General features: G+C 63.3%; 23 protein-coding genes. 16 read left to right on the forward strand and 7 right to left on the reverse strand.

All coding sequences use genetic code 11. The features are described from left to right. Positions 1–5 precede the first annotated feature (5 nt). On the reverse strand, positions 6–686 hold the full coding sequence (tsaB, locus tag OJ996_RS14135; protein ID WP_264514260.1) for a tRNA (adenosine(37)-N6)-threonylcarbamoyltransferase complex dimerization subunit type 1 TsaB: 681 nt from the start codon (positions 684–686) through the stop codon (positions 6–8). 168 nt (positions 687–854) lie between these two features. Between tsaB and OJ996_RS14140 the strand changes: the two genes are divergently transcribed. The 6 genes from OJ996_RS14140 to OJ996_RS26580 all read left to right on the forward strand — a co-directional run bounded on the left by OJ996_RS14140 (position 855) and on the right by OJ996_RS26580 (position 4,314). Further along, complete coding sequence (locus OJ996_RS14140; RefSeq protein WP_264514261.1) at positions 855–1,985, forward strand: citrate/2-methylcitrate synthase; 1,131 nt, start codon at positions 855–857, stop codon at positions 1,983–1,985. An 87-nt stretch (positions 1,986–2,072) separates the two neighbouring features. Next, positions 2,073–2,471 (forward strand): type II secretion system protein GspG, encoded by a 399-nt coding sequence (locus OJ996_RS14145; protein ID WP_319800691.1) that lies wholly within the window; start codon positions 2,073–2,075, stop codon positions 2,469–2,471. A gap of 338 nt (positions 2,472–2,809) precedes the next feature. Next, a complete protein-coding gene (locus tag OJ996_RS14150) occupies positions 2,810–3,127 on the forward strand; it encodes a type II secretion system protein GspG (protein ID WP_264514262.1) in 318 nt (105 codons plus the stop codon). Then, entirely contained in the window at positions 3,057–3,545 is a 489-nt protein-coding gene (locus tag OJ996_RS14155) for a type II secretion system protein GspG (RefSeq protein WP_264514263.1), read from the forward strand. The genes OJ996_RS14150 and OJ996_RS14155 overlap by 71 nt, the downstream gene beginning before the upstream one ends. Beyond that, entirely contained in the window at positions 3,542–3,922 is a 381-nt protein-coding gene (locus tag OJ996_RS14160; protein ID WP_264514264.1) for a type II secretion system protein GspG, read from the forward strand. The genes OJ996_RS14155 and OJ996_RS14160 overlap by 4 nt, the downstream gene beginning before the upstream one ends. After that, entirely contained in the window at positions 3,919–4,314 is a 396-nt protein-coding gene (locus OJ996_RS26580) for a type II secretion system protein GspG (RefSeq protein WP_425605563.1), read from the forward strand. The genes OJ996_RS14160 and OJ996_RS26580 overlap by 4 nt, the downstream gene beginning before the upstream one ends. A 48-nt stretch (positions 4,315–4,362) precedes the next feature. Here the strand turns inward: OJ996_RS26580 and queG are convergent, their stop codons facing one another. Next, positions 4,363–5,403: a tRNA epoxyqueuosine(34) reductase QueG gene (gene queG / locus OJ996_RS14165; protein ID WP_264514266.1), complete on the reverse strand. Its 1,041-nt coding sequence runs from the start codon at positions 5,401–5,403 to the stop codon at positions 4,363–4,365. Between the two features lie 150 nt (positions 5,404–5,553). Between queG and OJ996_RS14170 the strand changes: the two genes are divergently transcribed. Next, a complete protein-coding gene (locus OJ996_RS14170; RefSeq protein ID WP_264514267.1) occupies positions 5,554–6,462 on the forward strand; it encodes an endonuclease/exonuclease/phosphatase family protein in 909 nt (302 codons plus the stop codon). 4 nt (positions 6,463–6,466) lie between these two features. Here the strand turns inward: OJ996_RS14170 and OJ996_RS14175 are convergent, their stop codons facing one another. Further along, complete coding sequence (locus OJ996_RS14175; protein ID WP_264514268.1) at positions 6,467–7,018, reverse strand: shikimate kinase; 552 nt, start codon at positions 7,016–7,018, stop codon at positions 6,467–6,469. A gap of 99 nt (positions 7,019–7,117) precedes the next feature. Here OJ996_RS14175 and OJ996_RS14180 point away from each other — a divergent pair, with 99 nt between their 5' ends. The 6 genes from OJ996_RS14180 (at position 7,118) to bioA (ending at position 12,580) form a co-directional block, all read left to right on the forward strand. After that, positions 7,118–8,149, forward strand: coding sequence for an L-threonylcarbamoyladenylate synthase (locus OJ996_RS14180; RefSeq protein ID WP_264514269.1), 1,032 nt, complete (start codon positions 7,118–7,120; stop codon positions 8,147–8,149). 57 nt (positions 8,150–8,206) lie between these two features. Then, the gene (locus OJ996_RS14185; protein WP_264514270.1) at positions 8,207–8,839 is read left to right on the forward strand and encodes a hypothetical protein; all 633 of its coding nucleotides are present in this window, start codon (positions 8,207–8,209) and stop codon (positions 8,837–8,839) included. Further along, positions 8,836–9,351 carry a prepilin-type N-terminal cleavage/methylation domain-containing protein gene (locus OJ996_RS14190; RefSeq protein WP_264514271.1) on the forward strand — a complete coding sequence of 172 codons (516 nt, stop codon included), beginning with the start codon at positions 8,836–8,838 and terminating at the stop codon, positions 9,349–9,351. The genes OJ996_RS14185 and OJ996_RS14190 overlap by 4 nt, the downstream gene beginning before the upstream one ends. A gap of 5 nt (positions 9,352–9,356) precedes the next feature. Beyond that, positions 9,357–10,277 carry an ABC transporter ATP-binding protein gene (locus OJ996_RS14195; RefSeq protein WP_264514272.1) on the forward strand — a complete coding sequence of 307 codons (921 nt, stop codon included), beginning with the start codon at positions 9,357–9,359 and terminating at the stop codon, positions 10,275–10,277. Continuing rightward, the gene (locus OJ996_RS14200; RefSeq protein ID WP_264514273.1) at positions 10,274–11,122 is read left to right on the forward strand and encodes an ABC transporter permease; all 849 of its coding nucleotides are present in this window, start codon (positions 10,274–10,276) and stop codon (positions 11,120–11,122) included. The genes OJ996_RS14195 and OJ996_RS14200 overlap by 4 nt, the downstream gene beginning before the upstream one ends. Before the next feature lie 219 nt (positions 11,123–11,341). Further along, entirely contained in the window at positions 11,342–12,580 is a 1,239-nt protein-coding gene (gene bioA / locus OJ996_RS14205; RefSeq protein ID WP_264514274.1) for an adenosylmethionine--8-amino-7-oxononanoate transaminase, read from the forward strand. Between the two features lie 5 nt (positions 12,581–12,585). On the opposite strand, the gene mutS is transcribed toward bioA, so the two are convergent. After that, positions 12,586–15,072 carry a DNA mismatch repair protein MutS gene (gene mutS, locus OJ996_RS14210; RefSeq protein WP_264514275.1) on the reverse strand — a complete coding sequence of 829 codons (2,487 nt, stop codon included), beginning with the start codon at positions 15,070–15,072 and terminating at the stop codon, positions 12,586–12,588. Positions 15,073–15,174: 102 nt separating this feature from the next. On the opposite strand from mutS, the gene OJ996_RS14215 reads away from it, so the two are divergent. Beyond that, positions 15,175–16,089, forward strand: a complete 915-nt coding sequence (locus OJ996_RS14215) for a histidinol-phosphatase (RefSeq protein WP_264514276.1) — start codon at positions 15,175–15,177, stop codon at positions 16,087–16,089. A 35-nt stretch (positions 16,090–16,124) separates the two neighbouring features. Further along, positions 16,125–16,541: a cytochrome b562 gene (locus OJ996_RS14220; protein WP_264514277.1), complete on the forward strand. Its 417-nt coding sequence runs from the start codon at positions 16,125–16,127 to the stop codon at positions 16,539–16,541. Between the two features lie 83 nt (positions 16,542–16,624). On the opposite strand, the gene OJ996_RS14225 is transcribed toward OJ996_RS14220, so the two are convergent. From OJ996_RS14225 to OJ996_RS14235, 3 genes are read right to left on the reverse strand one after another with little or no spacing between them, the layout of a single operon-like run. Continuing rightward, complete coding sequence (locus OJ996_RS14225) at positions 16,625–17,281, reverse strand: L,D-transpeptidase (protein WP_264514278.1); 657 nt, start codon at positions 17,279–17,281, stop codon at positions 16,625–16,627. A 59-nt stretch (positions 17,282–17,340) separates the two neighbouring features. Then, complete coding sequence (locus tag OJ996_RS14230) at positions 17,341–18,684, reverse strand: tetratricopeptide repeat protein (RefSeq protein WP_264514279.1); 1,344 nt, start codon at positions 18,682–18,684, stop codon at positions 17,341–17,343. Positions 18,685–18,737: 53 nt separating this feature from the next. Beyond that, complete coding sequence (locus OJ996_RS14235; RefSeq protein ID WP_264514280.1) at positions 18,738–21,383, reverse strand: PQQ-dependent sugar dehydrogenase; 2,646 nt, start codon at positions 21,381–21,383, stop codon at positions 18,738–18,740. 137 nt (positions 21,384–21,520) lie between these two features. On the opposite strand from OJ996_RS14235, the gene OJ996_RS14240 reads away from it, so the two are divergent. Then, on the forward strand, positions 21,521–25,774 hold the full coding sequence (locus OJ996_RS14240; protein WP_264514281.1) for a PVC-type heme-binding CxxCH protein: 4,254 nt from the start codon (positions 21,521–21,523) through the stop codon (positions 25,772–25,774). The last annotated feature ends 48 nt before the right edge of the window (positions 25,775–25,822 follow it).

Below are 25,822 nucleotides of genomic sequence, written 5' to 3' on the forward strand. Positions count from 1 at the left end.
CCTGCTCACTTCCGCAGAAGGGGGTGGCCGGCCTTGGCCTCGGTGATGTGCGGCGGGCGGAGGTAAACCGGCTGCGGCGGCAGCGCTGAAATCCGGGATTCTTCTTCCGCCGGGAGATTCGCCCACGCGGTGGCCAGTTGCCGGGCATCCGGATGCTCGACGGTGATGCGGGCGACGAGCTCTTCCGGCAAGCCGAGGCGATCGACGGGCTCCAAGGAAAAGACGGCGATACCCTGCGCGAGGACCGCCTCGATCTCGGTTTCTAGCAGCGCATTTGGACAAAGCTCCGGTTCTCCTAACAAACTGCCGCCCTCGATCCTCACCCGCCAGGCACTGCCGCGGCGGGCATCGCCGATGGCGAGGGCTCGGCCGCGGGCCGGAGGCACGGCTAACAGCGAGCTGAGACCGGTGGCCGGGCAGCCATGGACGAGCGCCACCCCCTGCCCCGCCGCGATGCCCACGCGGGTACCACTGTAGCTGCCGGGGCCGGTGCCGATCACAACGGTTGCGAGGGTTTCTCCCGTTTCCAACAGGGCGATGGCCTTCTGCAGCGGGTCGAAAAGCAGGGCATTGTGGCTGCGATCGCCCATAAAGGACTCCTCGAACACGAGCTCGCTGCCACGCAGGAGTGCCAGCGAGGCACGGGGCGTGCTGCTTTCGATAAAGAGTCTGGCGGGCTCCGGCACACGCCGAGCTTCCCCCAATCCCCTGCCCGTCCGCAACCCTGCAATCCCCGGAATCCAAGGAGTCTGCGAGGCTTTCCGGCTAGCGCGGGATTCTCCCCTTGCAGCCCTCCGCGCGACCCGCTTTCTTCCGTGCAAATTCAGCACCCGTAACCCGTCCCGAACAACCCCATGACCGACTACGCCAAAGGCCTCGAAGGAGTCATCGCCAATGAATCCGCTCTCAGCAACGTGGAGGGTGCCGAAGGCCGCCTGACCTATCTCGGTCATTCGATCGACGACCTCGTGGCCAACTGTTGCTACGAGGAGGTCGTTTTCCTGCTCTACAAGGGCCGCCTGCCGAAACAGGCCGAGCTGGATGCGCTGGAGAAGCGCCTGCGCGGCGACCGCGCCCTCCCGCAAGGAGTGCTGGATTTCCTGAAGGCGGCTCCGAAGGACGCCAGCCCGATGGACGTGCTGCGCACCGGGGTTTCGATGCTCGCTCTCTACGACAACCGGGTGGCGATCGGTGAGCCGGATCTGGCGAAGGTCGAGGAGATCGGTTACTCGCTGGTGGCGAAGGTGCCGGTGGTCATCGCAGCCTTCCACCGCTACCGCCAGGGGCTGGAACTGCCGCCGGTCCGCGAGGACCTCTCGGAGGCCGCTCACTTCCTCTACCTGATCACCGGCGAGACGCCGAGCGAGACCGCCACCAAGACCCTCGACGTGGCCTACATTCTCCATGCCGACCACGGCATGAACGCCTCCACCTTCTCCGCCCGCGTGACGGTGGCGACGCTGTCCGACATGTATTCCGCTGTGACCTCCGCGATCGGCACGCTGAAGGGCCCGCTGCACGGCGGCGCCAATGAAGGCGTGATCCACATGCTGGAGAAGATCGGCGACCCCTCAAAGGTGGATGAGTTCGTGGAAGGCAAGCTGGAGCGGAAGGAGAAGATCATGGGCATCGGCCACCGCGTTTACAAGGTGCTCGATCCCCGCGCCCCGCACCTGCGCGATATCGCCGTGAAGCTCTCCGGCGAACTCGGCGAACCGAAGTGGATCCAGATGTCCGACCGCATCGCGGAGATCATGCGCGAGCGCAAGGGTCTCAACGCGAACGTCGATTTCTACTCCGCCACGGTTTACTACTCGCTGGGCATCCCGACCGATCTCTTCACCCCGATCTTCGCGATCGCGCGGACTTCCGGTTGGACCGCACAGGTGTTGGAGCAGCTCCGCGACAGCCGCCTGTATCGCCCGCTCACCCTTTACATCGGGCCGAAGGGTCCGGTGCCGGTGCCGCCGATCGGTGAGCGCTGAAGCGTCCTGCGAACCGCTCTCTAAAAACTGCCGTCGGGAAATCCGGCGGCAGTTTTTTTGTTGGGCGGGTTTCTCTTTAAGAATGCCATGAAAGCTACCGCTGGAGTTCTTGTTCTCACCGTTATGGCGGGAGGAGTGTATCTCTTCCGTGATCTGCTCGGGTTGGTTCCACGAGGCACCGTGTACAATCCTCTGATCGGTGAATTCAATGCTCTCGCTGCGAGTTTGAAGACTTACAAGCTCAACGCGGGCTTCTACCCTACGACTCAGCAGGGACTAGAAGCCTTGGTGCACAAACCTGACACTAATCCGATCCCCGGCCGGTGGACGAAGATTGCGGACCGCGTGCCGACCGACCCTTGGAACAATCCGTATCAGTATCGAAAACTCCCTGAAGACGACGAAAGAATCTTTGAGCTCTTCTCTGCCGGGAAGGACGGCCTCTTGGGGACCAAGGATGACCTCTCCTCTCTAGAGCTCGAGTAGTGGATCCATGAACTCTTGGTTGGCGATGCCATGCATGTTGGTTCTCGCGATGAGCGCGCTTCGATGGCATGATCGTTCGTGGCCTTGGCAGGATAAATGCAAGCTTAGCCGGGTGAATGAAGACTTTGTCGGAATTGGGAAGAGCCTCCGAGCCTACAAGAATCATATCTCCAAAGAATCCGCTCTTGGGAAATCCAGCGGCAGTTCTTCTGTCCGGCGGGTTTCATCAAAGACGGAAGATGAGAAAGCTGGTTCAAGTGCTGAAAGTCATCACGGGGATTCTCATCCTGACCATGCTTGGCGGGGGAGCTTAGTTCTACGCCGACGTTCTAGAGCTGTTGCCGCGCAGCCATAAGCTTAGCCGCACCGATGCGGACTTTAATGCCATCGGCTCGAGCCTGAAAACCTACCGCCTCAACGCGGGCTTCTATCCAACCACGGAACAAGGACTGGAAGCCTTGGTGCATAAACCGGACACCGCCCCGATCCCCGGTAGATGGACGAAGATTGCGGACCGCGTGCCGACCGATCCTTGGAATCGCGAGTATCGCTACCGGCGCTTTGAAGGAGGCGATCCTTCTGACTTTGAACTGCGTTCCGCAGGACGCGACGGAATTTTTGGCACCAAGGACGACAATATCTACCACTCTCCTTGAGCAAGGTATCCGCAATCGTATGTGGAAAGCGTTTTCCATTTCATTCACCATCGTGGCGATGGCTGTCCTCGCGTTTGGCTTCCTTTGTTTGACGGGCTTCCCTTCATCGGGAGCCAAACTCCAGCGAGTCGATGCGGATTTCAATGCGATCGGATCTTCGATCGAAGCCTACCGGCGCAAGACCGGGAGCTACCCGACCACGGAACAGGGTATCGAAGCCGTGGTGAGTCGGCCTTCCTCCGACCGCCTTCCTGAAAAATGGGAAGAGACTGCGAATAAAGTTCCTGAGGACCCTTGGGAAACGCCTTACCGCTATCGACTCGTGTCTGGATCCGGCAAGAGAGCCTTCGAGGTGATCAGCGCGGGAAAAGACAAGAAGTTCGGAACTAGCGACGTCCTCTCCTCAGTCTACCCATGAAGCGATTGCTCCGTCCGGCGCTCATCTTCGTGGCTTGTGCCTGTGCCCTTGCCTTGCTGGTGATCCGCATCGTCATCCCCGGAGTTGCACACGGCGTCCGGGCATCCCGGGCGTATCAGGATTTCGTCCTATTTGAATCTGATCTATCCGCATATCGTGAGAAGGGAAAGGAGTTGCCTCCTGATCTCGAAGTTCTGGTGAAGGAGCTATATCCGCACTACGGACGCCTACCCATCGACCCATGGGGAAACCACTATACCTACCGCCGGGTTCGGAAATCGGATCGAGACACGCACGAATTCCTTTCGTCAGGTCCCGATGGAACTTTCGGGACGAAAGATGACCTTTCATCGCTCGATACCGGCACTGGAAAATGAAGGACTACATCCTAGTGTTCCTTGTTTCTTGTTTGGTGGGAGCCGGCTATTGCTATCGGGATCTCCTCCTACCTTCCAGCGGATGTGTCACAACTAAGGAAGACCGGGATTTCAACTCACTAGGGGCGTCGCTTCTTACCTACCAGAAAAGGGTCGGGCATCTTCCGACCACGGAACAGGGGCTTAAAGCGCTCGTGGAAAGGCCTACCGTTCCGTCTCTGCCGAAGCGCTGGAAGGCCATGATGAGAGAGGTTCCTTGCGATCGGTGGGGCCGGGCTTATCGCTACATCCGTTTACGGGAAGGCGATCCGGGGCGCTTTGAGATCTGGTCAGCCGGGAAGGATGGGATCGACGGAACAGAGGACGACATCTCTTCTCTCCCCCCTGAATAGACGGACACATCCAGCGCTCACCACAAAGAGCGCCCCATCTCCTCTTATCTAATCCATCCTATCCATCCCGGTCCCTACTCCAACTCGGGCCCTGATCTTCCCGATCGCCCACACCGCATGCTCCGCCACCAGCGGATCCGGATCCTCAGCCGCTTTCTCAAGTGCAGGCAGATCCTCCAGCGTCCCGGTATTCCCCAGCACCACGCACGCGTTCCTCAAGAAGCGCGGCCGTTTGATGCGCTTGATCGGGGACTTGGAAAAGACAGCGCGGAACTCCTCGTCTGTTAGAGCAAGGAAGTCGCGGGGCTTCCGGGCGAACACGTTCTCGCGGGCATGGAAGCGGGACTCGCGGGAGAGCTTGGCGAACTTGTTCCAAGGGCAGACTTCGAGGCACTCGTCGCAGCCGTAGAGGCGGTCGCCGATCGCATCGCGGAACTCTTCGGGAATCGGCCCCTTGTGCTCGATGGTGAGGTAGGAAATACAACGGCGGGCATCGACGCGATGCGGAGCGGTGATCGCATTCGTCGGGCAAGCATTGATGCAGCGGGTGCATTTGCCGCAATGGTCGCCAAAGGGTTTGTCCGCGGGCAATTCCAGCGTCGTCAGCAACTCGGCGAGAAAGAACCAAGTGCCGAGGTCCTTGTGGATCTGCACGGTGGACTTCCCGTTCCAGCCCAGGCCGGCGGCGCTGGCGTGATCCCGCTCCAGCACCGGGCCGGTATCGACGTAGAAGCGCTGGGTGCCGCCGAGCGCCTGCATGCCTTCATCCATGCGGCGGAGCATCTTCTCGATAATGTCGTGATAATCGTCACTCCAAGCGTAGCGGGCGATGCGGTAGCCCTGCGCCGGATTACTACCGGGATAGTAGTTCAGCGCCAATGTCACCACCGCCTTGCAGCCCTGTAGCAACTCGCGAGGATCGCATCGGCGCTCCGGCGTCCGCTCCATCCAGGCCATCTCTCCATGGCAACCATCGGCGATCCATTCGCGGAAGGAATCGGCATGCCCCGCTTCAGCCGCTGCGGCGATCCGGCAATCATCGAAGCCGACCTCGCGGGCGAGGGCTTTGATGGCGTCGGCGGGCTGCATGCAAGGACTGTGGGAGAGCGTGGGGAAACATCAAGAATGCTCGGGGCCTGCCCGATCCGGGAAATTCGACCTCGGGGCCTTTCGGACTGAGCTCCCGCCCCCGTAGGCCCCCCCGTTGACATCCGGGCGCGATGCCAGTTCCCTCCCGGCATGCATCTGACGAAGCTCTGGACGGCGGCGGCCTTGGTTTCCGCGGCCCCGCTGACGCAGGCCACGATCATCGGCTCCTACAACATCCGCTACGACAACAAGGGCGACGTGCAGGCCGGGAACGGCTGGCCCCAGCGGGCACCGGTGATCGCAAGCCTGATCCAGTTCCACGACTTCGATGTGCTGGGCACGCAGGAGGGCTTTCACCACCAGATGGAGGATCTTTGCCGCCTGCTTCCGGACTACGGCTGCTCGATGCATGGCCGCGACGACGGCAAGGCGGCGGGCGAGCACATCGGGATCTTCTTCAAGAAGGAGAAGTATGAGCTGCAGGACGAAGGCTTCTTCTGGCTTTCGGAAACGCCCGACCAGCCGGGCAAGGGCTGGGATGCCTCCCTGCCCCGGATCTGCGGCTGGGCCAAGCTGCTGCGCAAGGCGGACAAGAAGGTGTTCTACGCCTTCAGCCTGCACCTGGACCATCGCGGCGAGGTCTCGCGCAAGGAAGGGGTGAAGCTGGTGCTAAAGAAGATCGAGATCGCGGGCGAGGCCCCGGTGTATCTCACCGGCGACTTCAACGTCGACCAGCACAGCGAGAGCTACCAGCTGCTCAAGGATTCCACGCGGCTGGACGACTCCCACGATGTGGCCAAGGTCCGCTTCGCCCTGAACGGGACGCCGAACAAGTTCGACGGCAATGCGAAAACCGAGAGCCGGATCGACCATGTGTTCGTCTCGAAGGGCGTGCCGGTGCGGCGCTATGGCATCCTGACGGACTCCTACCGGGCGGCACCGACGGCGGATCCGGAGGACAGCAAGTCAGGGAATTTCCCGAAGGAGGTGACCTTCGAGGACTACCGGGTAAAGCTGCCCTCCGATCATTTCCCCGTATTGGCGGAGACGGTGGACTGAAGCCTCAGGGCTTCGCCGCGAAGTGGTAGCGGGCGCTCTCAAGGATCCCGCAGGCGATTTCCTCGGTCTCAAGGCCGGAGGTCTCCAGCTCGAGATCGGCGATCTCGTGGTAGAGCGGGCTGCGCTCGACGAGCAGTTTCTCGATCTTCTCCCGCGGGTTTTCGGTCTGGAGCAGGGGCCGGTCCCGGTTCCGGCCGGTGCGCTGGAGAATGACATCGACCGGAGCCTGCAGCCAGACGACGTAGCCGAGGCGAGAGAGGAGCTTGCGGTTCGCCTTGCGACCGACGATGCCGCCACCGGTGGCGATGATCCGGCGCGGGGTGCCGGGGGCGGAGAGCTCGTTCAGGACGGCGCTTTCCAGTTCGCGGAAGGCAGTCTCGCCCCGGCGGGCGAAGATCTCCGAGATCGAGAGCCGGGCCTTCTCCTCGATGAGGTGATCGGTATCGATCATCGGGTAACCGAGCAGGCCCTGCAGCTTGCGGCCCACCGTGGTTTTTCCGCAGCCCATAAGCCCCACGAGAACAATGTTCTTCGGTAGGTCTTCGATAGGGCTCATGCTCGGATTGTAATGGCGGGAAGTAATGTCGGGAAGTGCCAACTCTGCAAATGTAAATACGGGCTGGCCGGGTGGATTCCTTAGCGCCAAACTCCGGCCGTGTCCGAGACCCGCATCATTTCCGCCGACGAAGAAGACATGAAGTCCGCCGTGTGCGAGGCTGCCGCCGCGCTCGCCAAGGGCGAGATCGTGGCCGTGCCGACGGAGACGGTCTACGGGCTGGCTGCGGATGCTTTCAACGCGGATGCGGTGGCGAAGGTTTTCGCGGCGAAGGAGCGCCCGGCCTTCGACCCGCTGATCGTCCACATCGCCTCCTTCAAGGAACTGGCGGAGGTGGCGGTGCTGCCGGAGGACATCGCCGGGACGGTGAAGAGCCTGGCCGGAGCCTTCTGGCCGGGGCCGCTGACGATCATCCTCCCGAAATCGGACAAGGTCCCGGATCTGGTGACCAGCGGCCTGCCGACCGTAGCGGTGCGGCAGAGCGGGAATGTGATTTTCCGGAGCATCGGCAAGGCCCTCGGCCGCCCGATCGCGGCCCCGAGCGCAAACCGCTTCGGCCGGATTTCCCCTACCTCCGCCAGCGCGGTGATGAAGGAGCTGGAAGGCCGCATCCCGCTGGTCGTGGATGGCGGCGCCTGCCGCGAAGGGCTGGAGAGCACGATCATCACGATCGAGAACCGGGCCGGCGAGCAGAAGCCGCTAATCCGCGTGCTGCGGGCCGGACCGGTGACGAAGGAGGAGCTCCAGAAGTTCGGCAAGGTGGTGATCGAGAAGAAGATCAGCGAGCGCCCCGATGCCCCGGGCCAACTGGAGAGCCACTACGCGCCGCGGACGCCGCTCCTGATGTTCGACAAGCCGGAGGATTTCCGCCCGGAAGAGGGCAAGAGATACGGCCTGCTAAGCTACCGCGGCGACCCGAAGGCCGGCTACGTGGACCTGCACGAGTGGGAGCGGGTGGAGGAACTGAGCCCCGGCAGCGGCAAGCTGATGGAGGCCGCGGTGCGCCTTTTCCACGTGATGCGGGTGCTCGACGAGGAGGGTCTGGACGCGATCGTGGCCGAGCCGGTGAGCGAGACCGGTCTGGGCGTGGCAATCATGGACCGCCTGCGCCGGGCCTCCGCCCCCCGCTAGCGTCACGCTCCCGCCCTTGCGCGTGTTAGAATCGGGCCTAGCTTCGGGGTCGATCCGATGCACCGGAAAAAGATCCTGATCCAGTCCTTGGTGTTCCTCGTGCTCCTGTGGGGGGCGGTGGCGGCAGTGCGTGCCTACGCGGGCTCCCGCCAGATCACGGCGGAGAAAGTGGCCAAGGAAGTGGAAGCGGCAGCCTTTGAGGATTGGTCCGGCCAGAGCTCCCCGCCGGATGCCGCCAAGGCGAAGCAGCGCGAGGGCAAGCTACGCGAGGTGGCCGGCCTCGTGAACCGCCTCGATTTCGCGGAGCGGGAGCGGAACCGCGACGACCGCTCGACCGAACGGCTCTTCCGCCTGATGAGCCCGGACGAGAAGAGGCTCTTCATCGACCTGACGGTGCGGGAATCGATGGGCAAATTCATGGAAGCGATCGACCAGCTCCCGCCCGAGAAGCGGAAGGAGTTCGTGGAGCGGGGCCTGCGTGAGATCGAGAGCGGCAAGACCGGCGAGGAGATGTCGCGGGCGCAAGAGCTGGGCGATGACTTGCTGGAGACGATCGCTTCCGAGGGGATGCGTGCCTACTTCGAGAAGGCCAGCTCGGACACGAAGCTGGACCTGGCCCCGCTGATGGAATCGATGAACGAGGTGATGCAGGGGCTGCGCGGTCAGGAATTCGGACCCGGTTCGCGATGAAGGCCAAGGGATTCACGCTGACGGAACTGCTGGTGGTGCTGCTGATCGTGGCGGCACTGGCAGCAATCGCCTTCCCCATCGGCAATGCGATCCTCGCCCGCGGCCGCAGCGCGGCCTGCCTCTCGAACCTGCGGCAGATCGGCGTGGCGCTGGAGGGCTACCTGCAGGACAACGCGCAGACCATGCCCGCGATCGCCGCCGGGCGGAAATCCAAGACGGAGGACACACCGGTACTGGAGACCGAGCTGGCGAGCTATCTGCCGAATCCGGAGGTCTTCCACTGCCCGGCGGATCACGAGATCTGCGAGAAGTCCGGCTGCAGCTACATCTGGAACAGTTCCCAGAGCGGCAGGAACCGGCGGCAATTGGAGTTCTTCGGGAAAAGCGGGGCGGACCAACGTATCCCGCTGGTGACCGACAAGGAGGACTGGCACCCCGGGGACCCGGGCGTGAACTTTCTCTACGCGGACCTCTCCGCCTCCAGCAAAGTCCAATTCGGCGTCAACCGCTAGACCTCATGCTCCGCGTTTCCGGCCTACACAAATCCTTCGGCGGCAGGCCCGCCCTGCAAAATGTCTCCTTCCAAGTGGAGCGCGGGGAGATTCACGGCCTGCTGGGCCACAACGGCGCGGGCAAGAGCACGACGCTCGGCATCATCCTGGGGATGGTGGAGCCGGACCAAGGCGAGGCATGGATCGGGGATATCTCGGTGCAGAAGAATCACGCGGCGGCCCTGCAGCAGGTCGGCGCCATCTTCGAGAGCCCGGCCTTCTATGAGTATCTGGGCGGCTGGGATAACCTGAAGATCCTGGCGGGCTACTCGGGCCGCTTCGATGCTGCGGCTACGAAAGAGGTGGTAGCACGCGTGGGCCTGACCGAACGGATCCGCCAAAAGGTAGGCTCGTACTCGCACGGCATGCGGCAGCGGCTGGCACTGGCACAAGCGCTGATCCCCGAACCGAAAGTGCTGCTGCTCGACGAGCCCACCGACGGGCTGGACCCGGAAGGCATAAAGTGGTTCCGCGATTTCATTCTCGATCTCCGTGCCGAGCGCGGCATGACCGTGCTCTTCAACTCACACCTGCTGGCCGAGGTGGAACAGATGTGCGACCGGGTGACGATCCTGCGCGAGGGCAAGCTGGTGCACGAGGGCTCCCTGAAGTCGCTGCAGGATGAGGCTCCCGTCTACGAGGTGAATCTGGAGCCGTGGTCTCAGGCCGCGCCCTTCCTGGAGTTGAACGGCGCCCGGATCATCGGCCCCGGGAAGATCGCGCTGCCTCCGGATCTGGAGCCCGCCATCGTGGTAGCGGCGCTGGTCGGCAGCGGCATCCGCGTCTCCGCCTTCGCGCCGGTCCGGAGATCGCTGGAAGACCTCTACCTGGAGATCACCGCGACCCCGTCCAAAGACCTCGCCCTCCCCTTCATCCCTGCCGCATGAATTTCCTCAGCCAACTCGGGGGCGAACTCCGCAAGCTCTTCGGCCGCCAGCGGACCTACCTCGGCTACATCGTCTTCCTGGTGATGGAGGCAATCATCCTGCTCGTCTTCAAGCTGCCCGGCAGCCAGCGCACCATGCGCACGCTGATCGAGACGAACGGCTTCGGCTTCGATGAATACTACAGCTCGCTGACGGTGACCTACTGGGTGATGGGCTTCAGCATGTTCTTACTGGGCTCGATCTACTTCGCGCTGGTCGCCGGAGACATCGTGGCGAAGGAGTCCGAGGACGGGAACCTGCGACTCGTGCTCGCCCGCCCCGTGTCACGGCTGCGGATTCTGCTACTGAAGTATGCCGCGGTATCCATCTACACGGTGAGCTTCGTGATCTTCGTCGGCGTGACGGGCTACCTCATGTCCGTGATCGCGCTGGGCTTCGATGGCGGGCTCTTCGTGTGGAACTACAAGATGAAGGTCTTCTCCGCCTTCGCCACCTGGGGCGACGGGATGGGGCGGATCGCGATGGCGGCGCTCGGCATCGGCATCAGCATGATCACGCTCTCCTCGATCGCCTTCATGTTCTCCTGCTTCAAGATGAAGCCGGCGGCGGCAACCATCGTGGCGCTGAGCATCCTCTTCGTGGACCTCGTGCTGCAGGAGTTCCCCTTCTTCCGACCCTACGAGCAGTACTTCGTGACCTGGCGGATGAGCAACTGGGTCTACCTGCTGGAGAACACCATCTCATGGCCGAAGATCGCGGGGTCCTATGCTTTCCTCTTCGGCCTGAACGCGACCTTGTTCCTGATCGGCTTCACAGCCTTCCGGCTGCGGGATTTCAAGACCTGAACCCGTCCCCTGAAAAACACAGCGGGCGATCGGCGGGTCACCGGGGGTCGCCTTCCCCGGAGCTGCCGATCGCCCGCGGAGAGGGAGATCGTTCGAATGGGTTCCTCTTGGGAACGTGATCAGACTCCCACGAAATTTGCAGTTGACCTATTCCCTGATCGCGTAGGGTCGCAAACTTCGCCGTTCCCAGACGCCTCATCCCCGGCAAGAATCACCCCGATGCGCGAGGACACGCGAGGCTGGATCGAAGCCGACAAGGCCCATTGCTGGCACCCGTTCACCCCTCAGGACCAATGGGTTGAATCCAACCCATTGATTCTGGTCCGGGGCGAAGGCGTGTGGCTTCGGGACTCAGAGGGCCGGAAATACATCGACGGGAATTCCTCGATATGGACCAACATTCACGGCCACGGCCATCCCGCGCTGAATGCAGCGATCGAGCGGCAACTTCGCGAGGTGGCGCACACCTCTTACCTCGGGTTCGCGAATCCGCGCGCGAGCGAACTGGCCGCGCGACTTTGCGCCCTCTTCCCCCCGGATACTTTGGAGCGGGTCTTCTTTTCCGACGATGGATCCACGGCGATCGAGTGCGCGATGAAGATGGCAATCCAGTATCGCCAGCAGCGCGGCGAGCCGGATCGCAACGGCTTCATCGCCTTCGAACAAGCCTACCACGGGGACACTATGGGCGCGGCCTCGCTGGGCGGGGTTTCGCGATTCCACGAGCGCTTCCGCAAGCACGGGGCACCGGTGACCTTCGTGAGCGGGATGGAAGCGCTGCGGCATCTGCCCGGCGAGGCGGTGCGTCAGGCCTGCGCGGTCGTGATCGAGCCGATGATCCAAGGTGTCAACGAGATGCGCCCTTGGCCGCAGGGGATGCTTCGGGAGCTGAGGGAATGGTGCGATGCGCATGAAGTGCACCTGATCCTCGACGAGGTGATGACAGGCTTCGGCCGCACCGGGAAGATGTTCGCCTGCCAGCACGAGCAGGTCATCCCGGACTTCCTGTGCGTGGCGAAGGGCCTCACCGGCGGCTACATGCCGATGGCTGCAACGCTGACCACCTCGGATGTTTACGATGCGTTCCGTGGACCGGCGGAGAACGCATTCTACTATGGGCATAGTTACACGGCGAATCCGCTGGGATGCGCGGTCGCGCTGGCGAGCCTGGAGCTCTTCGAGCAAGAAAAGACCCTCGATCGATTGCAGCCGAAGATCGCCTTGCTCGCGGAACTATTGGCCGGACTTAATTCGCCCAAGGTGAAGGCCGTAAGACAATGCGGCTTCGTCGCCGGGGTCGAACTGGCCGAAGGCCTCGGCACGCAAACCTGCCTCGCGATGCGGAACCATGGCGTCCTGACCCGACCGATCCGGGACACCATCGTGATCATGCTCCCGCTCTGCGCGACGGAAGAGGAGATCCGCCTGACGGTGGCAGCGCTGCGGAAAAGCCTCTGATCGCCTCACATCTCGCCGAAGAGATCCATCTGCGGTGGATTCGGCTCCGGCATCGTGGGCTGGCGGGTATTCTTCGCCTTCGGGCCCTGCTTCTTCGCGTCGGGTTTGGTCGAGTGAAGTTCAAGGTGCGAGAGGATCGCCTTCGCACGATCAATGATCGGCTTCGGCAGGCCGGCGAGACGCGCCACCTGGATGCCGTAGCTCTTGTCCGCGGCACCCGGTAGGATCTTGCGCAGGAAGATGATTTCGTCGTTCCACTCGCGCACGGCGACGTTGAAGTTCGCGACGGCGGCACGGGTGTTCGCAAGATCGGTGAGCTCGTGATAGTGGGTGGCGAAGAGCGTGCGGCATCCAATGATGTCGTGGAGGTGTTCGGCCACCGCCCACGCGATCGAAAGCCCGTCGAAGGTCGCGGTGCCGCGACCGATCTCATCGAGGATCACCAGTGACTTCTCGGTGGCGTGGTTCAGGATCAGCGCGGTCTCGTTCATCTCGACCATGAAAGTCGATTGACCGCGCGAGAGATCATCCGAAGCGCCGACGCGGCAGAAGATCCGGTCCACCATGCCTACCACCGCGCTCTCCGCCGGAACGAAGGCCCCGATCTGTGCCATGAGGGTGACCAGCGCGACCTGCCGGATGTAGGTCGACTTACCCGCCATGTTCGGGCCGGTGAGGATCTGCAGCAGCGAGTCGACAGGATCGAAGGTGGTGTCGTTCGGCACGAACTTCTCCTCCACCAGAGTCTGCTCCAGCACCGGATGGCGGCCATTCGAGATGAGCAGGCCGCGCGACTCCTCCAGAACCGGGCGAACGTGGCCGTGAAGCTGGGCCGTCTCCGCCAGACCGCAGAGCACATCGATCTCCGCGATGGCCGCCGCGGTGCGCTGCAACTCCACGAGGCGTGTGCAGACCTGCTGGCGGAGCTGGAGGAAAAGCTCCTGCTCCAGTTGCTTGGCGCGCTCTTCCGCACCCAGCACCTTGTTCTCCATCTCCTTCAGCGCGGGGGTGATGTAGCGCTCGCAGTTCGCCATCGTCTGCTTGCGCGTGTAGTCATCCGGGACCTTTGCAAGCTTGGAGGAGGTGATCTCGATGAAGTAGCCGAAGACGTTGTTGAACTTCACCTTCAACGAGTCGATGCCGGTGCGCTTGCGCTCGTCTTCCTGCAGCTTCGCGATCCACGATTTGCCATCGCGGGAGAGCGAGCGCAGCTCGTCGAGTTCCGGCGAGTGCCCGTCCCGGATCATCCCGCCGTCCTTGAGATTGGCGGGCGGCTCTTCGGCCAAGGAGGATTGGAGCAGCTCCACCAGCTCCGGGAAGGTCTGGAGCGACTCCGGATTGCCGATCGCGAACCGCGAATCGGATAGGCTGGATAGGTCGTCGAGCAGCGAGGGGATGTTATCCAGTGAGATGGCCAGCGACTGCAGGTCCCGGGCATTCCCCGCACCCTGTGAAAGCCGACCCACGGTGCGTTCGATATCGCGGATCCCCTGCAGGGACTCGCGGCACTTCGAGAGGATGAAAGGCTGCGCTACCAACGAGCCGATGAAGTCATGGCGCGCGGAGAGCACCTCCTGATCGCGCAGGGGATGCAGAATCCAATCGCGTAGGAGCCGCGCCCCCATCGGGGTCTTGGTGCGGTCCAGCGCACCCAGCAGCGTGTGCTTCTTGCCGGAGCGGGAATCGATCAGGTCGAGGTTCCGCTGTGAGGCGGCATCGATCAACACGTGTCGCCCGTTCTCCCGCATCCGCAGCGAACGCATGTGCTCGCAGGGACGGCGGAGCTGATGGACTAGGTAGTGGAGAATCGCGCCCGCAGCCGCCACGGCGGAGTGGGCATCCGCACAGCCATAGCCATCCAAGGAGTGCACACCGAAGTGATCGCAGAGCATCTGCCGCGCAGGATCCGGCAGGAACGCGTAGCCATCGTAGGGCTGGGAGGCCGGCAGCGCGCCGAAGTGGGCGATCTGCTCATCCGAGATCAATAGCTCCGAGGGAGTCAGGCGCGCCAGTTCGTCATCCAGCTGCGCCTGATCGGTGAATTCCGCCACGGTGAACTCACCGGTGGAATGGTCCACACAGGCCAGCCCGCGCAGCTTGCCGAGGATGAACACGGCGGCGAGGTAGTTCGGCCGCTGGTCGTCGAGCAGGTTGCTCTCCACCACCGAGCCCGCGGAGATGATCCGGGTGATCTCACGCTCAACGATCTTCCCCGGCTTCGGCTCGCTGGTTTGCTCGGCGATGGCCACGCGCTTCCCGGCGCGCACTAAGCGGGCTATGTAGTTGTCCGCCGCATGGTAGGGCACGCCGCACATCGGGATGGCGTTCCGCTTGGTCAGAGCAACATTCAGGATCGGCGCGGCGTTCTTCGCGTCCTCGAAGAACATCTCGTAGAAATCGCCCAGCCGGTAGAGCAGCAGCACGTCGTCAGGCAGCGAGCGGCGCATCGCTTGATACTGCGCCATCATCGGAGTGAGCGTCGGTGCGGACATCTGGCGCGGAGTTTGGGAAGTGACGGAGCGGGAGGCAAGGGGGATGGCAGCCAACCCGCGCCCGCCTGGTCAATAACACCGTGGAATCACGGAGATGAAGGAATGCGATTGGCAGAATCGGCCCCGGGCGGCGAAGATCCGGATGTGAGCCCGAACTCCAGCGCCAGCGGCCCCGCCCCATTGCTCTACGAGTCCCACTGCCACACTCCCCTGTGCAAGCACGCCTTCGGCGAGCCGCTTGAATTCGCCGCGGTAGCCGCCGCGCGGAATCTCAGGGGCATCACCTTCACCTGTCACTGTCCGCTACCCGACGGGAACTCCGCCCATATCCGCATGGGCCCGGAGCAGTATGGCGATTACCTCGATCTGATCGCCGCCACTCACGAGGCCTATGCCGGCTCGCTGGATGTTCGCACCGGGATCGAGAGCGATTACTTCCCCGGCGTGGAGCCGTGGCTGGAGGAGCTGCACGCCCGCGCCCCGCTCAGCCATATCCTCGGTTCGGTGCACTACCAGCTCGCCCCCTACCGCAGGCTCTATTACCGCGGCGATACCCTCGCCTACCAGCAGATCTACTTCGAGCACCTGGCCATGTCCGCGGAGACCGGACTTTTCGACACCCTCGCCCACCCGGATCTGGTCAAAAACGAGTCGCCTTCGGAGTGGGACTTCGAGCGTCTGCGCGACGATATCTGCCGCGCCCTCGACCGCATCGCCGCCACCGGTGTGGCGATGGAGCTCAATACCAGCGGGATGCTGAAGAGCCTGCCCGAGATGAATCCCTCGCTCTCCCAGCTCGCACTCATGCACGAGCGCGGGATTCCCGTGGTTATCGGCGCGGATGCACACTCCCCCGAGCGCGTCGGCGACGGCTATGCCGAGGCCCTGCAACTCCTGATCGAAGCGGGCTACAAACAGGTCAGTTTCTTCGTCGATCGCACCCGCCGCGATGTCCCGATTCAGGAGGCGCTCGCCTCGCTCGTGGAGGAGCCGGTGCGATTGGGAGCCCTACCTTGACAGGTCGGCACGCTCCGCGCTGTATGCGCGTGCGTATGAAGAAAATCATTTTCCCGGCCATCCTCCTTGCGGCTTCCGTGCTCGCTCCCGTTCAGGTTCGCGCCCAGGACGACACGCCGCTCGCCAAGGAAATGGAGAAGCTGGATGACGCCTACAAGGGCTTCCGCAAGGAGACCGATCCCGCCAAGGGTGCCGCTTCTGCCCGCGAAGCGCAGGAGGCCGTGCTGAAGGCCATCCCACTGATTCCCTCCATGCTGGAAAAGGCTCCGGCCGACGTGAAGGAAAAGGGCGTGGCCGCCTACCGTGCACAGATGGGCAAGCTCTTCGTGACCCTCTGCGAAGTGGAGTCCGCCTTCATCGCCAAGGATCTCGACAAGGTCGCCACCCTGGTGGACAGCATCAAGGGCTCGAAGAAAGAAGGTCACGACACCTTTATGGAAGAAGAGGAGTGAAGCTCCCCTGCCCCGCTTGATTCTCAGATACAAAAAGCCCCCGTCCGCAGCATGCGGACGGGGGCTTTTTCGTTTTGAAAAGTTCAGTCTTCCACGGAGACCGGCGTGCCGACCTTTACCTTGCTGTAGACCACCGGCATCACGGCGCGCGGGCCGCGGATGCAGGCGTGCGAGGCGGGACGGCGCGAACGCGGAATGATCCCGATGTGGTGGCCCACGCCATCCCAGGTCAGGCGCATCCAGTAGGGCATCGGCGCACCGGTGAACTTGCCGCCTTCCGGCACATCCTTCGGTGTTTCGCCATCGGCCAGGTTGCCCTCGGCGTCGTAGACCTTGCCGTAGGAGTTGGAGGATTTCTCCACCAGCTTCTCGAGGATCTTGTAGTTCCCCGGAGGTGTCGGGCGGGAAGGAATGCCGCTGGAGACCGGGTAATCCATGATGACCTCGTCGCCCTTCATGAGGAAGCCGCGCTGGGTCTTGAGGGAAATGAGGATCCGCGTCTCCTCGGTGCCTACGCTTGAAAGAAGCTGGTCGTTCTTCCAGCTCTTCATCGTCTTGGGATAGTCCGGCTCGGCCTTGAAGTGATCGTAGGTTCCCGGCGGGAAGGGATTCACGGGCTTGCCGGCGGAGTCGATCGGCTTGCCATCCGGACCGCTCGTCACGGACTTGTTCGCACAGCTCGCGAGGATGAGGGCGAGGACGCTGGCGATGAGGCTCAGAAAGGACGTCGAGGAATTCATGTGGCTGGCTGGGGCCGGGTCTATACCCTCCCTTTCCGCGGGGCGCAATCCCTTAAGATCTAACGAGGATCCAGACCTTCCGCCCTCTGCAGCAAGGCCTTGGCCGCTTCGGCGTTACGATTTCCCTCCTGCCAGAGCCCGGCAAGGCGGCGGAGCGCCGCAGCGGTTTCCTTCTTCTTTTCCGCCGGGAAAGCACGGATCGCCAGGCGTAGCCGCTCCTCGGCGGCCAGCTTCTGACCACCCTCCACCAGCGATTCCGCGAACTCGCTCAGAAAGACCGGATCCTTCGCCGGACCTTCTCCACCTGCAAGGGACTCGGCCTCGCGGAAGAGCCGGGATGCCCGCTCGCGCATCTCCGGATCGCGACGGGTCGCCACCGCGAGCTTCGCGGCGAGTTCGGCGTCGGACATGTTGAAATACACCGCCTTTTCCAGCAGGAGCCGGGCCTCGCGCGGCTGGCCTGCCTCAAGGAACTCATCCGCCAAGGCGGCGAACTCCGAGGGATCTCCACCGCGGATCTTCAGCGCCTCCGCAGCATGGGGGCGGGCGGCATCGGCTTTCCCCTGTTTCCGATACAGCTTGGCGAGGGAGTGGTGCGCGAGGGCTTGGCGGGGATTGATGACCAATACCTCCAGCAGGGTCTTCTCGCCCTCCTCCGTCCGCTCGGCGGCCAGCTGGAGAATGCCCAAGCGGATCCGCAGATCCAGCGAAGTCGGATCCGCCGCGACGTGCAGCGCAAGCATCTCGATCGATTCGGGAAGCCGGGCGGTATTGCGAAAATGTTCGCTGGCGGTGCGGGCCAGAACCGGATTCCGGGGGGAACGGGCGACCGCTTGCTTCAGCAGCTCATCCAGCCTCTCCCGCGCCTTCGGATCATCCTTCGGGAAGAGGGTGCGCGCCATGTTCACGGCGGCCATAGTGCGGTCCTCGTCCGCATCCGGAGCGGCGAGCTCCTCGAAAAGCTTCAGGGATTCACTCCGCTCTCCCAGCGCCTCGTGAATCCGGAACAGCCGGTTCTTGATCGCGATATTTTCCGGATGATCGGCGCGAGCTTTCTCCAAGGTGTCCCGGGCAATCTTGGTCGCGAAGTCATCATCGGGCGAAGCACCGCGCAGGAAATCGGCATAGGCGAGCTGGGCGTCCAATCGCCCGGGGGCCGCCTTGGCAAACTCGCGGTAGAGCGTGGAGGCTCCCTCGATGTCACCGGCAGCCTGCAGCCGCTCCGCCGCGCGCGTCATCAGCGGGTAGGCTGCGGGATCGGCGAGCCGTGCTTTCTCGATCGCGGCAGCAGCGGCCAGGCCATCGCCCCGCTGCTCGGCTAGGATGCCGAGCGCGAAATCCAGCTTCGGAGAGGCCCCGGCGGTGAGGAGAGTCGCGAACCAAGGCAGGATGAAACGGCTCATGCGTTGATCGGAAGAAAGCGGAATTCGCGGGCCCGGTCAAATGCCCTGCGTGTTCAGGGATTGAAGCGCAGCCAGTCGAGATTCATGAGTCCGCCATTGCCGGGTTTCACGAAGAACGCGGACAAGTCCACGGAGCCCTTGGTTTCCAAAGGCGCGGTCAGTTCCACCCAGTTGCCCCAGGCCCCGGTATTCTTCACCTCCACCTTGGCGAGCAGGGCGCCATCCGCCGCACCATCGCGCAGCTCGATGAAGCCGCCCACATTCCCGCTGGAGACGCGGAAGCTGACCGTGCTGCTGTCCTGAAGCTGCACCCTGCCGAAGGAGATCCGGTGGCCATGATCGATCGCCCCGACGAATTGCCCCTCCGAACCCTCGCCGCCGAGCAGGCGGGCACCCTCGACCTTTCCCGATTCCGCTTGGAGCTTGCGCGCCAGCAGGCGCACCTGCGCGCTGCCACCGAGCGGCCCGGCCACGCCTTTCCCGGTATCCGTGTAGGCGGCATCAAGGATTCCTCCGAGCGGCTCCGGGCTGGAGGGCACGGTGATCTCCCCGCTCAGCCCGCGCATCATCGCGGGAGAGGCTTTGCCCGGCTCAAGTGCGAAGATCCAGCGCACGATCAAGTGGGCTTCATCCAAATTGATCTGCGGATGCGGTAGCATCCCCACCTCGCCCCAAACTCCCGATGAACCTTTCAGGATCCGCTGCACCGCGGGCTCCACCGCTTCCGGCTTGCCGCGATAGCGGTTGGCAATCTCCAGCAGCGGTGGACCGACCAGCTTCTGGTCGACGGCATGGCAGTTGAAGCAATCGCTCTGCTTCATCAGCGCGAGCCCGGTCTCCGAGCCATCGGCGGATCCGCCGGATTCCCAGCGGGCATTGACCAAGGTCCGGTAGCCGATCTCGTCCGGCTTCTGCGAACCATCGCCATCCTCCACATCCTTCACTTCGATCCGGTAGCGCAGCGGCTTGCCCGGGGTGAGGAAGGTGCCATCCGCCGGCTCCAGGAAGCGGATCTCCGGGACATGGTTGCCCACGGTGATGGCGGCGCTCACACGGCCGACACCGCCTTGGGGATCACGCACCGCGAGCCCGATGCTGTAGTTGCCCGGCTCCGCGATGGTCGTGCCGATCTCGCGCTCCGAGCCGAGCTTCTTGCCACCCGGTTCCAGAGTCCATTCGTAGCTCAGGACCTGGCTCTCGTGATCGAAGGAGTCCGCCGCGGAAAGCTTCACGGCCAAGGGTTCCGCGCCGCGGGTGTTCTCCGCCTTGATCCGGGCCACGGGATCGAGATTGCCCGACTGATAGGAAATGCGGATCAAGCGCGAGTCTTTGTTCGCGCCCCAGGTCTCGCCGTAGTCCATCACGTACAGCGCGCCATCGGGGCCGAAGCACATGTCCACCGGACGCTTCACTTGGAAACGCTCGCTGCCATCCGGATCTCCTTGGGCCAGCCGTAGCGTGGCACTGAAGGGCTCCATGCTTTTCAAGGCACCCTGCTCGTCCAGCCTCAACCACAGCATCGCGGGACGCTGCCAGTCGTAGAAAATGATACTGCGGTCATAGTACTCCGGGAATCCCCCGCTGGACTCGAACTTGGGATCATGGTGGAAGACCGGACCGCCGCAGGCCGTCCGCCCGCCTCCTCCCAGCAGCGGGAACTCCTTGCTCTGGCTACCGGGATACCACAGCAGCGGCGGCTGCACGGCGGGCAACTCTTTCAGACCGGTGTTGTTTGGGCTCTCGTTCCGCGGCTTGGCAGGATCGAACTCCTCGCCCGGTGCATTGCTTACGAAATCGAAGTCGCGGTAGAGCCGCTTGCCCCGTGAGTAAGGCCAGCCGTAGTTCCCCGGCTTCGCGATGCGGTTGAGCGTGTCGAAGCCGCTCGGCCCGCGATCCTCGCTATCGCCGCCGGAATCGGGGCCGACATCGCCGACATAGAGCACGCCGCTCCGCGGATCGATGCTAAAGCGCCATGGATTCCGGAAGCCCATGGCATAAATCTCCGGTCGGGTTTGCGGCATACCTTTCGGAAAGAGATTTTCCTCCGGCACTTCGTAACTGCCGTCCTCCTTCGGTCGGATCCGCAGGATCTTCCCGCGCAGGTCATTCGTGTTCGCGGAGGACTTCTGCGCGTCCCAAGGGTCGCGGCCGTCCCGCTCATCAAGCGGTGAGTAACCTTCCGAGCCAAAGGGGTTCGTATTATCCCCGGTGGAAACATAAAGCGAGCCATCCGGACCAAAGCGCAAGGTGCCGCCATGATGGCAGCATTCCTTCCGTTGTTCGGGCACCGTGAGCAGGTCCTTGCGGCTGCCCATGTCGAGCAGGTCGTCCTTGATCTCGAAACGGCTCAGCACCTGACCCTCGAAGTCAGGCGGCGAGTAGTAGAGGTAAATCCGGCGATTGCTCGCGAAGGCGGGATCGAGCGCCATGCCGAGCAGGCCGTTCTCCATCGCATTGGTCACCGCCACGCCGCCCGCCTCCGTTACCACCCGCGTCTTCGGGTCGAAGATCTTCAGCTTCCCGCCGATCTCGATGAAATAGACGCGGCCGTCCGGCGCGAAGTGGAACTGCATCGGCTGCGGGATACCTTCCAGCAGCGACTCCACCTTGAAGCGATAGTCCGGCGGGGCCTCGGCAGCACCCAGGCCGGAAGCGGAAAGGAACGGCAGCAGGGCCAGCAGCATCGAGTGGAACCTCATGAATCGTTCCCGGGGAACGGTAGCGAGCAGTGCCGCCTTTCACTCGTCGCACGTCCCCAATGCGGGGACAGCCCCGCCGGGGAGAGCATGCAAGAAAAGATTCAAGAATCCTTACTTATGGTCCGTAGTGATGCTTCATGCCCAAGAACCCGTTTCCCCGCATCCTTCTCGGCGCTCTCGCCATCGGCGCCGCCCACGGAGCGGAGGAGCCTTTCAACACCGAGAAATCGGAGACCAGCCCCTTGTCCGCCGCCCAAGCTGCCGCGGACTGGAAATTGCCGCCGGGCTTCCGCGCCACCGTCTTCGCAGCGGAACCGGATGTCCGCCAACCGATCGCGATGTGCATGGACGACCGCGGCCGGCTCTGGGTCGCGGAGAGCTACATGTATGCGGGCCACAGTGGCGGCTACTATGAGCCGAAGCTGCGCGACCGCATCGTCATCCTGGAGGACACGGACCACGACGGGATCCACGACAAGCGCTCGGTCTTCGCGGATGGTCTGGAACGGCTCACCAGCATTCAGACCGGCTTGGGCGGGGTATGGGCCTTGACCCTGCCGAAGCTCGTCTTCATCCCGGATCAAAACCGCGATGACTCTCCCGATGGCCCCGCGCTGCCGCTGCTCGACGGCTTCGATGTGAAAGGCTCCGCCCACACGATGGCGAACGGCCTGAAGTGGGGACCGGATGGCTGGCTCTACGGACGCCAAGGAATCCTCGCCCATTCGCTGTTAGGCACACCGGGCACGGAGGCAGGGGCGCGGAAGAAGATGAACGGCGGCGTGTGGCGCTATCACCCCGGCAGGAAGACCGTGGAAGTGGTGGCGGAGGGCACGACCAACCCTTGGGGCATGGACTGGGACCAACATGGCGAGGCCTTCATGATCAACACGGTGATCGGCCACCTCTGGCACGTGATTCCGGGAGCACACTACAAGCGGATGTTCGGCGATGACTACAATCCCTACATCTTCGAGCAGATCGATCAGCACGCGGATCACGTGCACTGGGACACGGCGGAGAAGTGGGATGAGATCCGGCAGGGCATCAGTGCGGAATCTTCCTCCGCCGGCGGCGGGCATGCCCACACCGGGCTGATGATCTACCAAGGCGACAACTGGCCGGAGGAATACCGGGGCAATCTCTTCACGATCAACTTCCATGGTCGTCGTCTGAACCGGGAATACTTGGAAGCAACAGGCAGCGGTTTCACCGGCAAGCACCAGCCCGATCTGGCCTTCTCCGCAGACCCTTGGTTCCGGGGCATCGATCTGCTCTACGGCCCGGATGGCGGCGTCTTCATCGCGGACTGGTCGGATACCGGCGAATGCCATGATGACGATGGCATCCACCGCCAGTCCGGGCGCATCTACAAGATTACCCACGGCAATCCCCCTCCACCCGCCGTAGCGGATGTGGCCGCCCTGTTGCCGGAGCAATTGGTTCCTCTACTCTCTCATTCCAACGAGTGGTTTGCCCGACACGCCCGACTGGCCTTGCAGCACCTCGCCGCAAAGGAAGGAGCGACGGAAGCCATCGTCGCCGCGCTTCTTCAGCAACTCGAAGCCGGCGCCACCCCGGCCATCAAGCTCCGCGCCCTCTGGGCCCTCCATGCGATTGGCAAGGCTGATCGAGCTTTGCTCATGGGTCTCCTGAATCATCCCGAATCTCCGCTCCGCATCTGGGCCATCCGCTTGCTACTCGACGATGCGTCGCAGGTTGATCCCGCCTTGGCCGCCGTTCTCGCCGACCTCTCCCTGAAGGAGACCAACCCCACCGTGCGGCTCGCGCTCGCCAGCGGCCTACAGCGCATGCCCCTCTCCTCCCGCGCCCCGCTCGCCACTCCCTTGCTGCGCCATGCGGAAGACGCCACCGATCACAACCTCTCGCTCATGCTCTGGTATGGCATCGAGCCCATGGCCGTGGATCACCGCTTGGAACTCGCCGATCTCGCAAAATCCTGTGCCATCCCGCTTGTCCGCAACCACATCGCCCGACGCCTCGCGATGGCCCCTGCGGATCCCCAAGGAGCCTTCGACTCTCTGATCAAACACGCGGTGTCAGCCCCCGATGAATGGAGGCTCGACCTTCTTTCCGGCCTCGCGAAGTCACTGGAAGGCGCGAGCAATCCCGCAGCTCCGGCTTCGTGGCCCCAGCTCGCCGGAGTCTTGGCCACCACAAGCCATTCCGGGCTCCAGCAACTCTATCGTTCGATCGGAGCCCTCTACCGCGACCCCGCGGCAATCGCGGCAAATCTCTCGGTCGCTGCAGATGAGCACGCCAACACCGAATCCCGCGTGATCGCCCTGCGCGCCCTCGCCACCATTCGTGAACCAAACTCGCTCGAACTCGCCCGCACCTTGGTGGGCAAGCCCGGCCTCACACCGATCGCGATCGAACGCCTCAGCTTGGACAGCCACATCACGGACGCCGCCCTGCTCATCGGGCGGCTGCCCACCCTCTCCACCAACGACAAGCCTCATGCCATCGCAGCCCTGATCTCCCGCAAGCCTTGGGCGACTCTGCTGCTGGATGCCATCGAGACCGGCTCCCTGCCCGCATCCCTGCTCTCCTCCTTCCAAGTCCGGCAGCTCCGCTCGCTGGATGACCCCGCACTTTCTAACAGAATCACCGCGCTATGGGGAGACATGCGCGACCTGAGCGCGGAGAAGGCAGCCGCCCTGCAGGAATGGAAGACCTACCTGACACCGAAGACCCTCGGCCAAGCCGATAAACAGAAGGGCAAGGAAGTCTTCAGTCAGCTCTGTGCCGCATGCCACAAGATGTATGGCGAAGGCGGCATGGCAGGACCGGAGCTCACCGGCAGCGGCCGTGACAACCTCGATTACTTGCTGACCAATATCCTCGATCCAAGCGCGGTCGTGGCGAAGGAAAATCAACTCTCCATCGTCACGCTGAAGGACGGCCGCGTGCTCAGCGGCATGATCCGCTCCCGCGACGAACGCAGCACGACGCTCCAAACCCTGACAGAAAAGACCACCCTCCCCACCTCCGGCATCGCCAAGATCGAAACCCTCCCGAACTCCCTCATGCCGGAGGGCCTGATCAATACCCTGCCACGCGAGCAAGTCCGCGACCTCATCGCCTGGCTGATGGATAAGAACGCCGCGAACGAAGCCACACCCGCCCGCTTCACCCTCGCCGGCGACTGGAAGATCGAAGTGACACCGGCCAGCGGCGGCACGACCACCTTGGAAATCGCACCACCGCAGCATCGGGAGGTGAGCTCCGAGAACTTCGCCTCGCTGCCGGTCTACAACCCCGAAGGCGGAGGATGGAACAATGGCGCGAAGTTCGCCGGCAACCTCGCCGAAGCCTGCTCCACCCCGCATCTCGTCGATACTGCCAGCGTGGTACTACGTTCCTCGGAGAACGCGGATGCTACGGCCTTCCAGCGCGGCAAGGATTGGGAGATCGAACCGGTCTGGGGAACCTTCGGCAGGATGGAAGGCGGAGCCATCCATGTGAACACCCCGGTCTACGCCAGCTATCGGCACAGCTTCCTGCGGATCGACTCCATCGCGCAAGCGCCGGACGGCACCATCTCCGTGATCCAAGGCAAGGGCACTGCCGCTGCACCGACGCCCCCTTCCCTGCCGGACGGCTCACACCTGCTCGGCCAGATCTGGATCCCCGGCCCGATCCCCAAGCTCACTGAGGACCACCTCTTCCCCATCCTCGAAGCCCGTTACCCTGCCAAGCCTCCCGCCATCACCGCGGCCGATCGATTCCCCCGTCTGCTGGAAAAGCTCCGCACCGGCGCACCGGTCCGCATCCTCGCCTGGGGCGATAGCGTGACCGCCGCCGTCTACCTGCCTCCGGCCGAGCGCTGGCAGGAGCAATTCGTCGCCCGCCTTCGCACGAAGTTCCCGCAGACGAAGATCGAGCTGATCACCGAGGCATGGGGCGGCCGCACCACCACCGCCTACCTAAACGAGCCTCCCGGCTCCGAGCACAACTACGCGGAGAAGGTCCTCGCCACCAAACCCGACCTGGTGATCGCCGAGTTCGTCAACGACGCCGGTCTCCCTCCCGAGCATTGGACGAACAATTACCGCAAGATCTACGATGACTTCCGTAGCATCGGCGCGGATTGGATCATCCTCACCCCCCACTACATCCGGCCCTCGTGGATGGGCTTGGAGAAGGAGCGCGACATCGACACCGACCCGCGCCCCTACGTCGCCTTCCTCAGAAACCTGCCCGCCGCACACCCCGTGCTCATCGCCGATGCCTCCGCTCGCTACGGCCGCCTCTGGCGCCAGGGCATCCCCTTCACCTCGCTCATGGTGAACTCGATCAACCACCCGAATGCCCAGGGCATGACCCTCTTTGCCGACGCGCTCGACGAACTCTTCCCCGCTCCTTGAAACGCAAAAGGCCCCGGCACGCCAATCGCACCGGGGCCTTCGCAAAAC

The sequence above is a fragment of the Luteolibacter rhizosphaerae genome, from assembly GCF_025950095.1.
Classification (GTDB): Bacteria; Verrucomicrobiota; Verrucomicrobiia; order Verrucomicrobiales; family Akkermansiaceae; genus Haloferula; species Haloferula rhizosphaerae.

Excerpts from the sequence above, each read along its gene's own strand:
- OJ996_RS14140 (WP_264514261.1), top strand. The coding sequence starts at position 855 with ATGACCGACTACGCCAAAGGCCTCGAAGGAGTCATCGCCAATGAATCC.
- OJ996_RS14190 (WP_264514271.1), top strand. The coding sequence starts at position 8,836 with ATGAAGGCCAAGGGATTCACGCTGACGGAACTGCTGGTGGTGCTGCTG.
- OJ996_RS14220 (WP_264514277.1), top strand. The coding sequence starts at position 16,125 with ATGAAGAAAATCATTTTCCCGGCCATCCTCCTTGCGGCTTCCGTGCTC.
- OJ996_RS14185 (WP_264514270.1), top strand. The coding sequence starts at position 8,207 with ATGCACCGGAAAAAGATCCTGATCCAGTCCTTGGTGTTCCTCGTGCTC.
- OJ996_RS14145 (WP_319800691.1), top strand. The coding sequence starts at position 2,073 with ATGAAAGCTACCGCTGGAGTTCTTGTTCTCACCGTTATGGCGGGAGGA.
- OJ996_RS14160 (WP_264514264.1), top strand. The coding sequence starts at position 3,542 with ATGAAGCGATTGCTCCGTCCGGCGCTCATCTTCGTGGCTTGTGCCTGT.
- OJ996_RS14195 (WP_264514272.1), top strand. The coding sequence starts at position 9,357 with ATGCTCCGCGTTTCCGGCCTACACAAATCCTTCGGCGGCAGGCCCGCC.
- OJ996_RS14215 (WP_264514276.1), top strand. The coding sequence starts at position 15,175 with ATGCGATTGGCAGAATCGGCCCCGGGCGGCGAAGATCCGGATGTGAGC.
- queG (WP_264514266.1), bottom strand. The coding sequence starts at position 5,403 with ATGCAGCCCGCCGACGCCATCAAAGCCCTCGCCCGCGAGGTCGGCTTC.
- OJ996_RS14240 (WP_264514281.1), top strand. The coding sequence starts at position 21,521 with ATGCCCAAGAACCCGTTTCCCCGCATCCTTCTCGGCGCTCTCGCCATC.
- OJ996_RS14170 (WP_264514267.1), top strand. The coding sequence starts at position 5,554 with ATGCATCTGACGAAGCTCTGGACGGCGGCGGCCTTGGTTTCCGCGGCC.
- OJ996_RS14200 (WP_264514273.1), top strand. The coding sequence starts at position 10,274 with ATGAATTTCCTCAGCCAACTCGGGGGCGAACTCCGCAAGCTCTTCGGC.
- OJ996_RS14230 (WP_264514279.1), bottom strand. The coding sequence starts at position 18,684 with ATGAGCCGTTTCATCCTGCCTTGGTTCGCGACTCTCCTCACCGCCGGG.
- bioA (WP_264514274.1), top strand. The coding sequence starts at position 11,342 with ATGCGCGAGGACACGCGAGGCTGGATCGAAGCCGACAAGGCCCATTGC.
- OJ996_RS26580 (WP_425605563.1), top strand. The coding sequence starts at position 3,919 with ATGAAGGACTACATCCTAGTGTTCCTTGTTTCTTGTTTGGTGGGAGCC.
- OJ996_RS14175 (WP_264514268.1), bottom strand. The coding sequence starts at position 7,018 with ATGAGCCCTATCGAAGACCTACCGAAGAACATTGTTCTCGTGGGGCTT.
- mutS (WP_264514275.1), bottom strand. The coding sequence starts at position 15,072 with ATGTCCGCACCGACGCTCACTCCGATGATGGCGCAGTATCAAGCGATG.
- OJ996_RS14225 (WP_264514278.1), bottom strand. The coding sequence starts at position 17,281 with ATGAATTCCTCGACGTCCTTTCTGAGCCTCATCGCCAGCGTCCTCGCC.
- OJ996_RS14235 (WP_264514280.1), bottom strand. The coding sequence starts at position 21,383 with ATGAGGTTCCACTCGATGCTGCTGGCCCTGCTGCCGTTCCTTTCCGCT.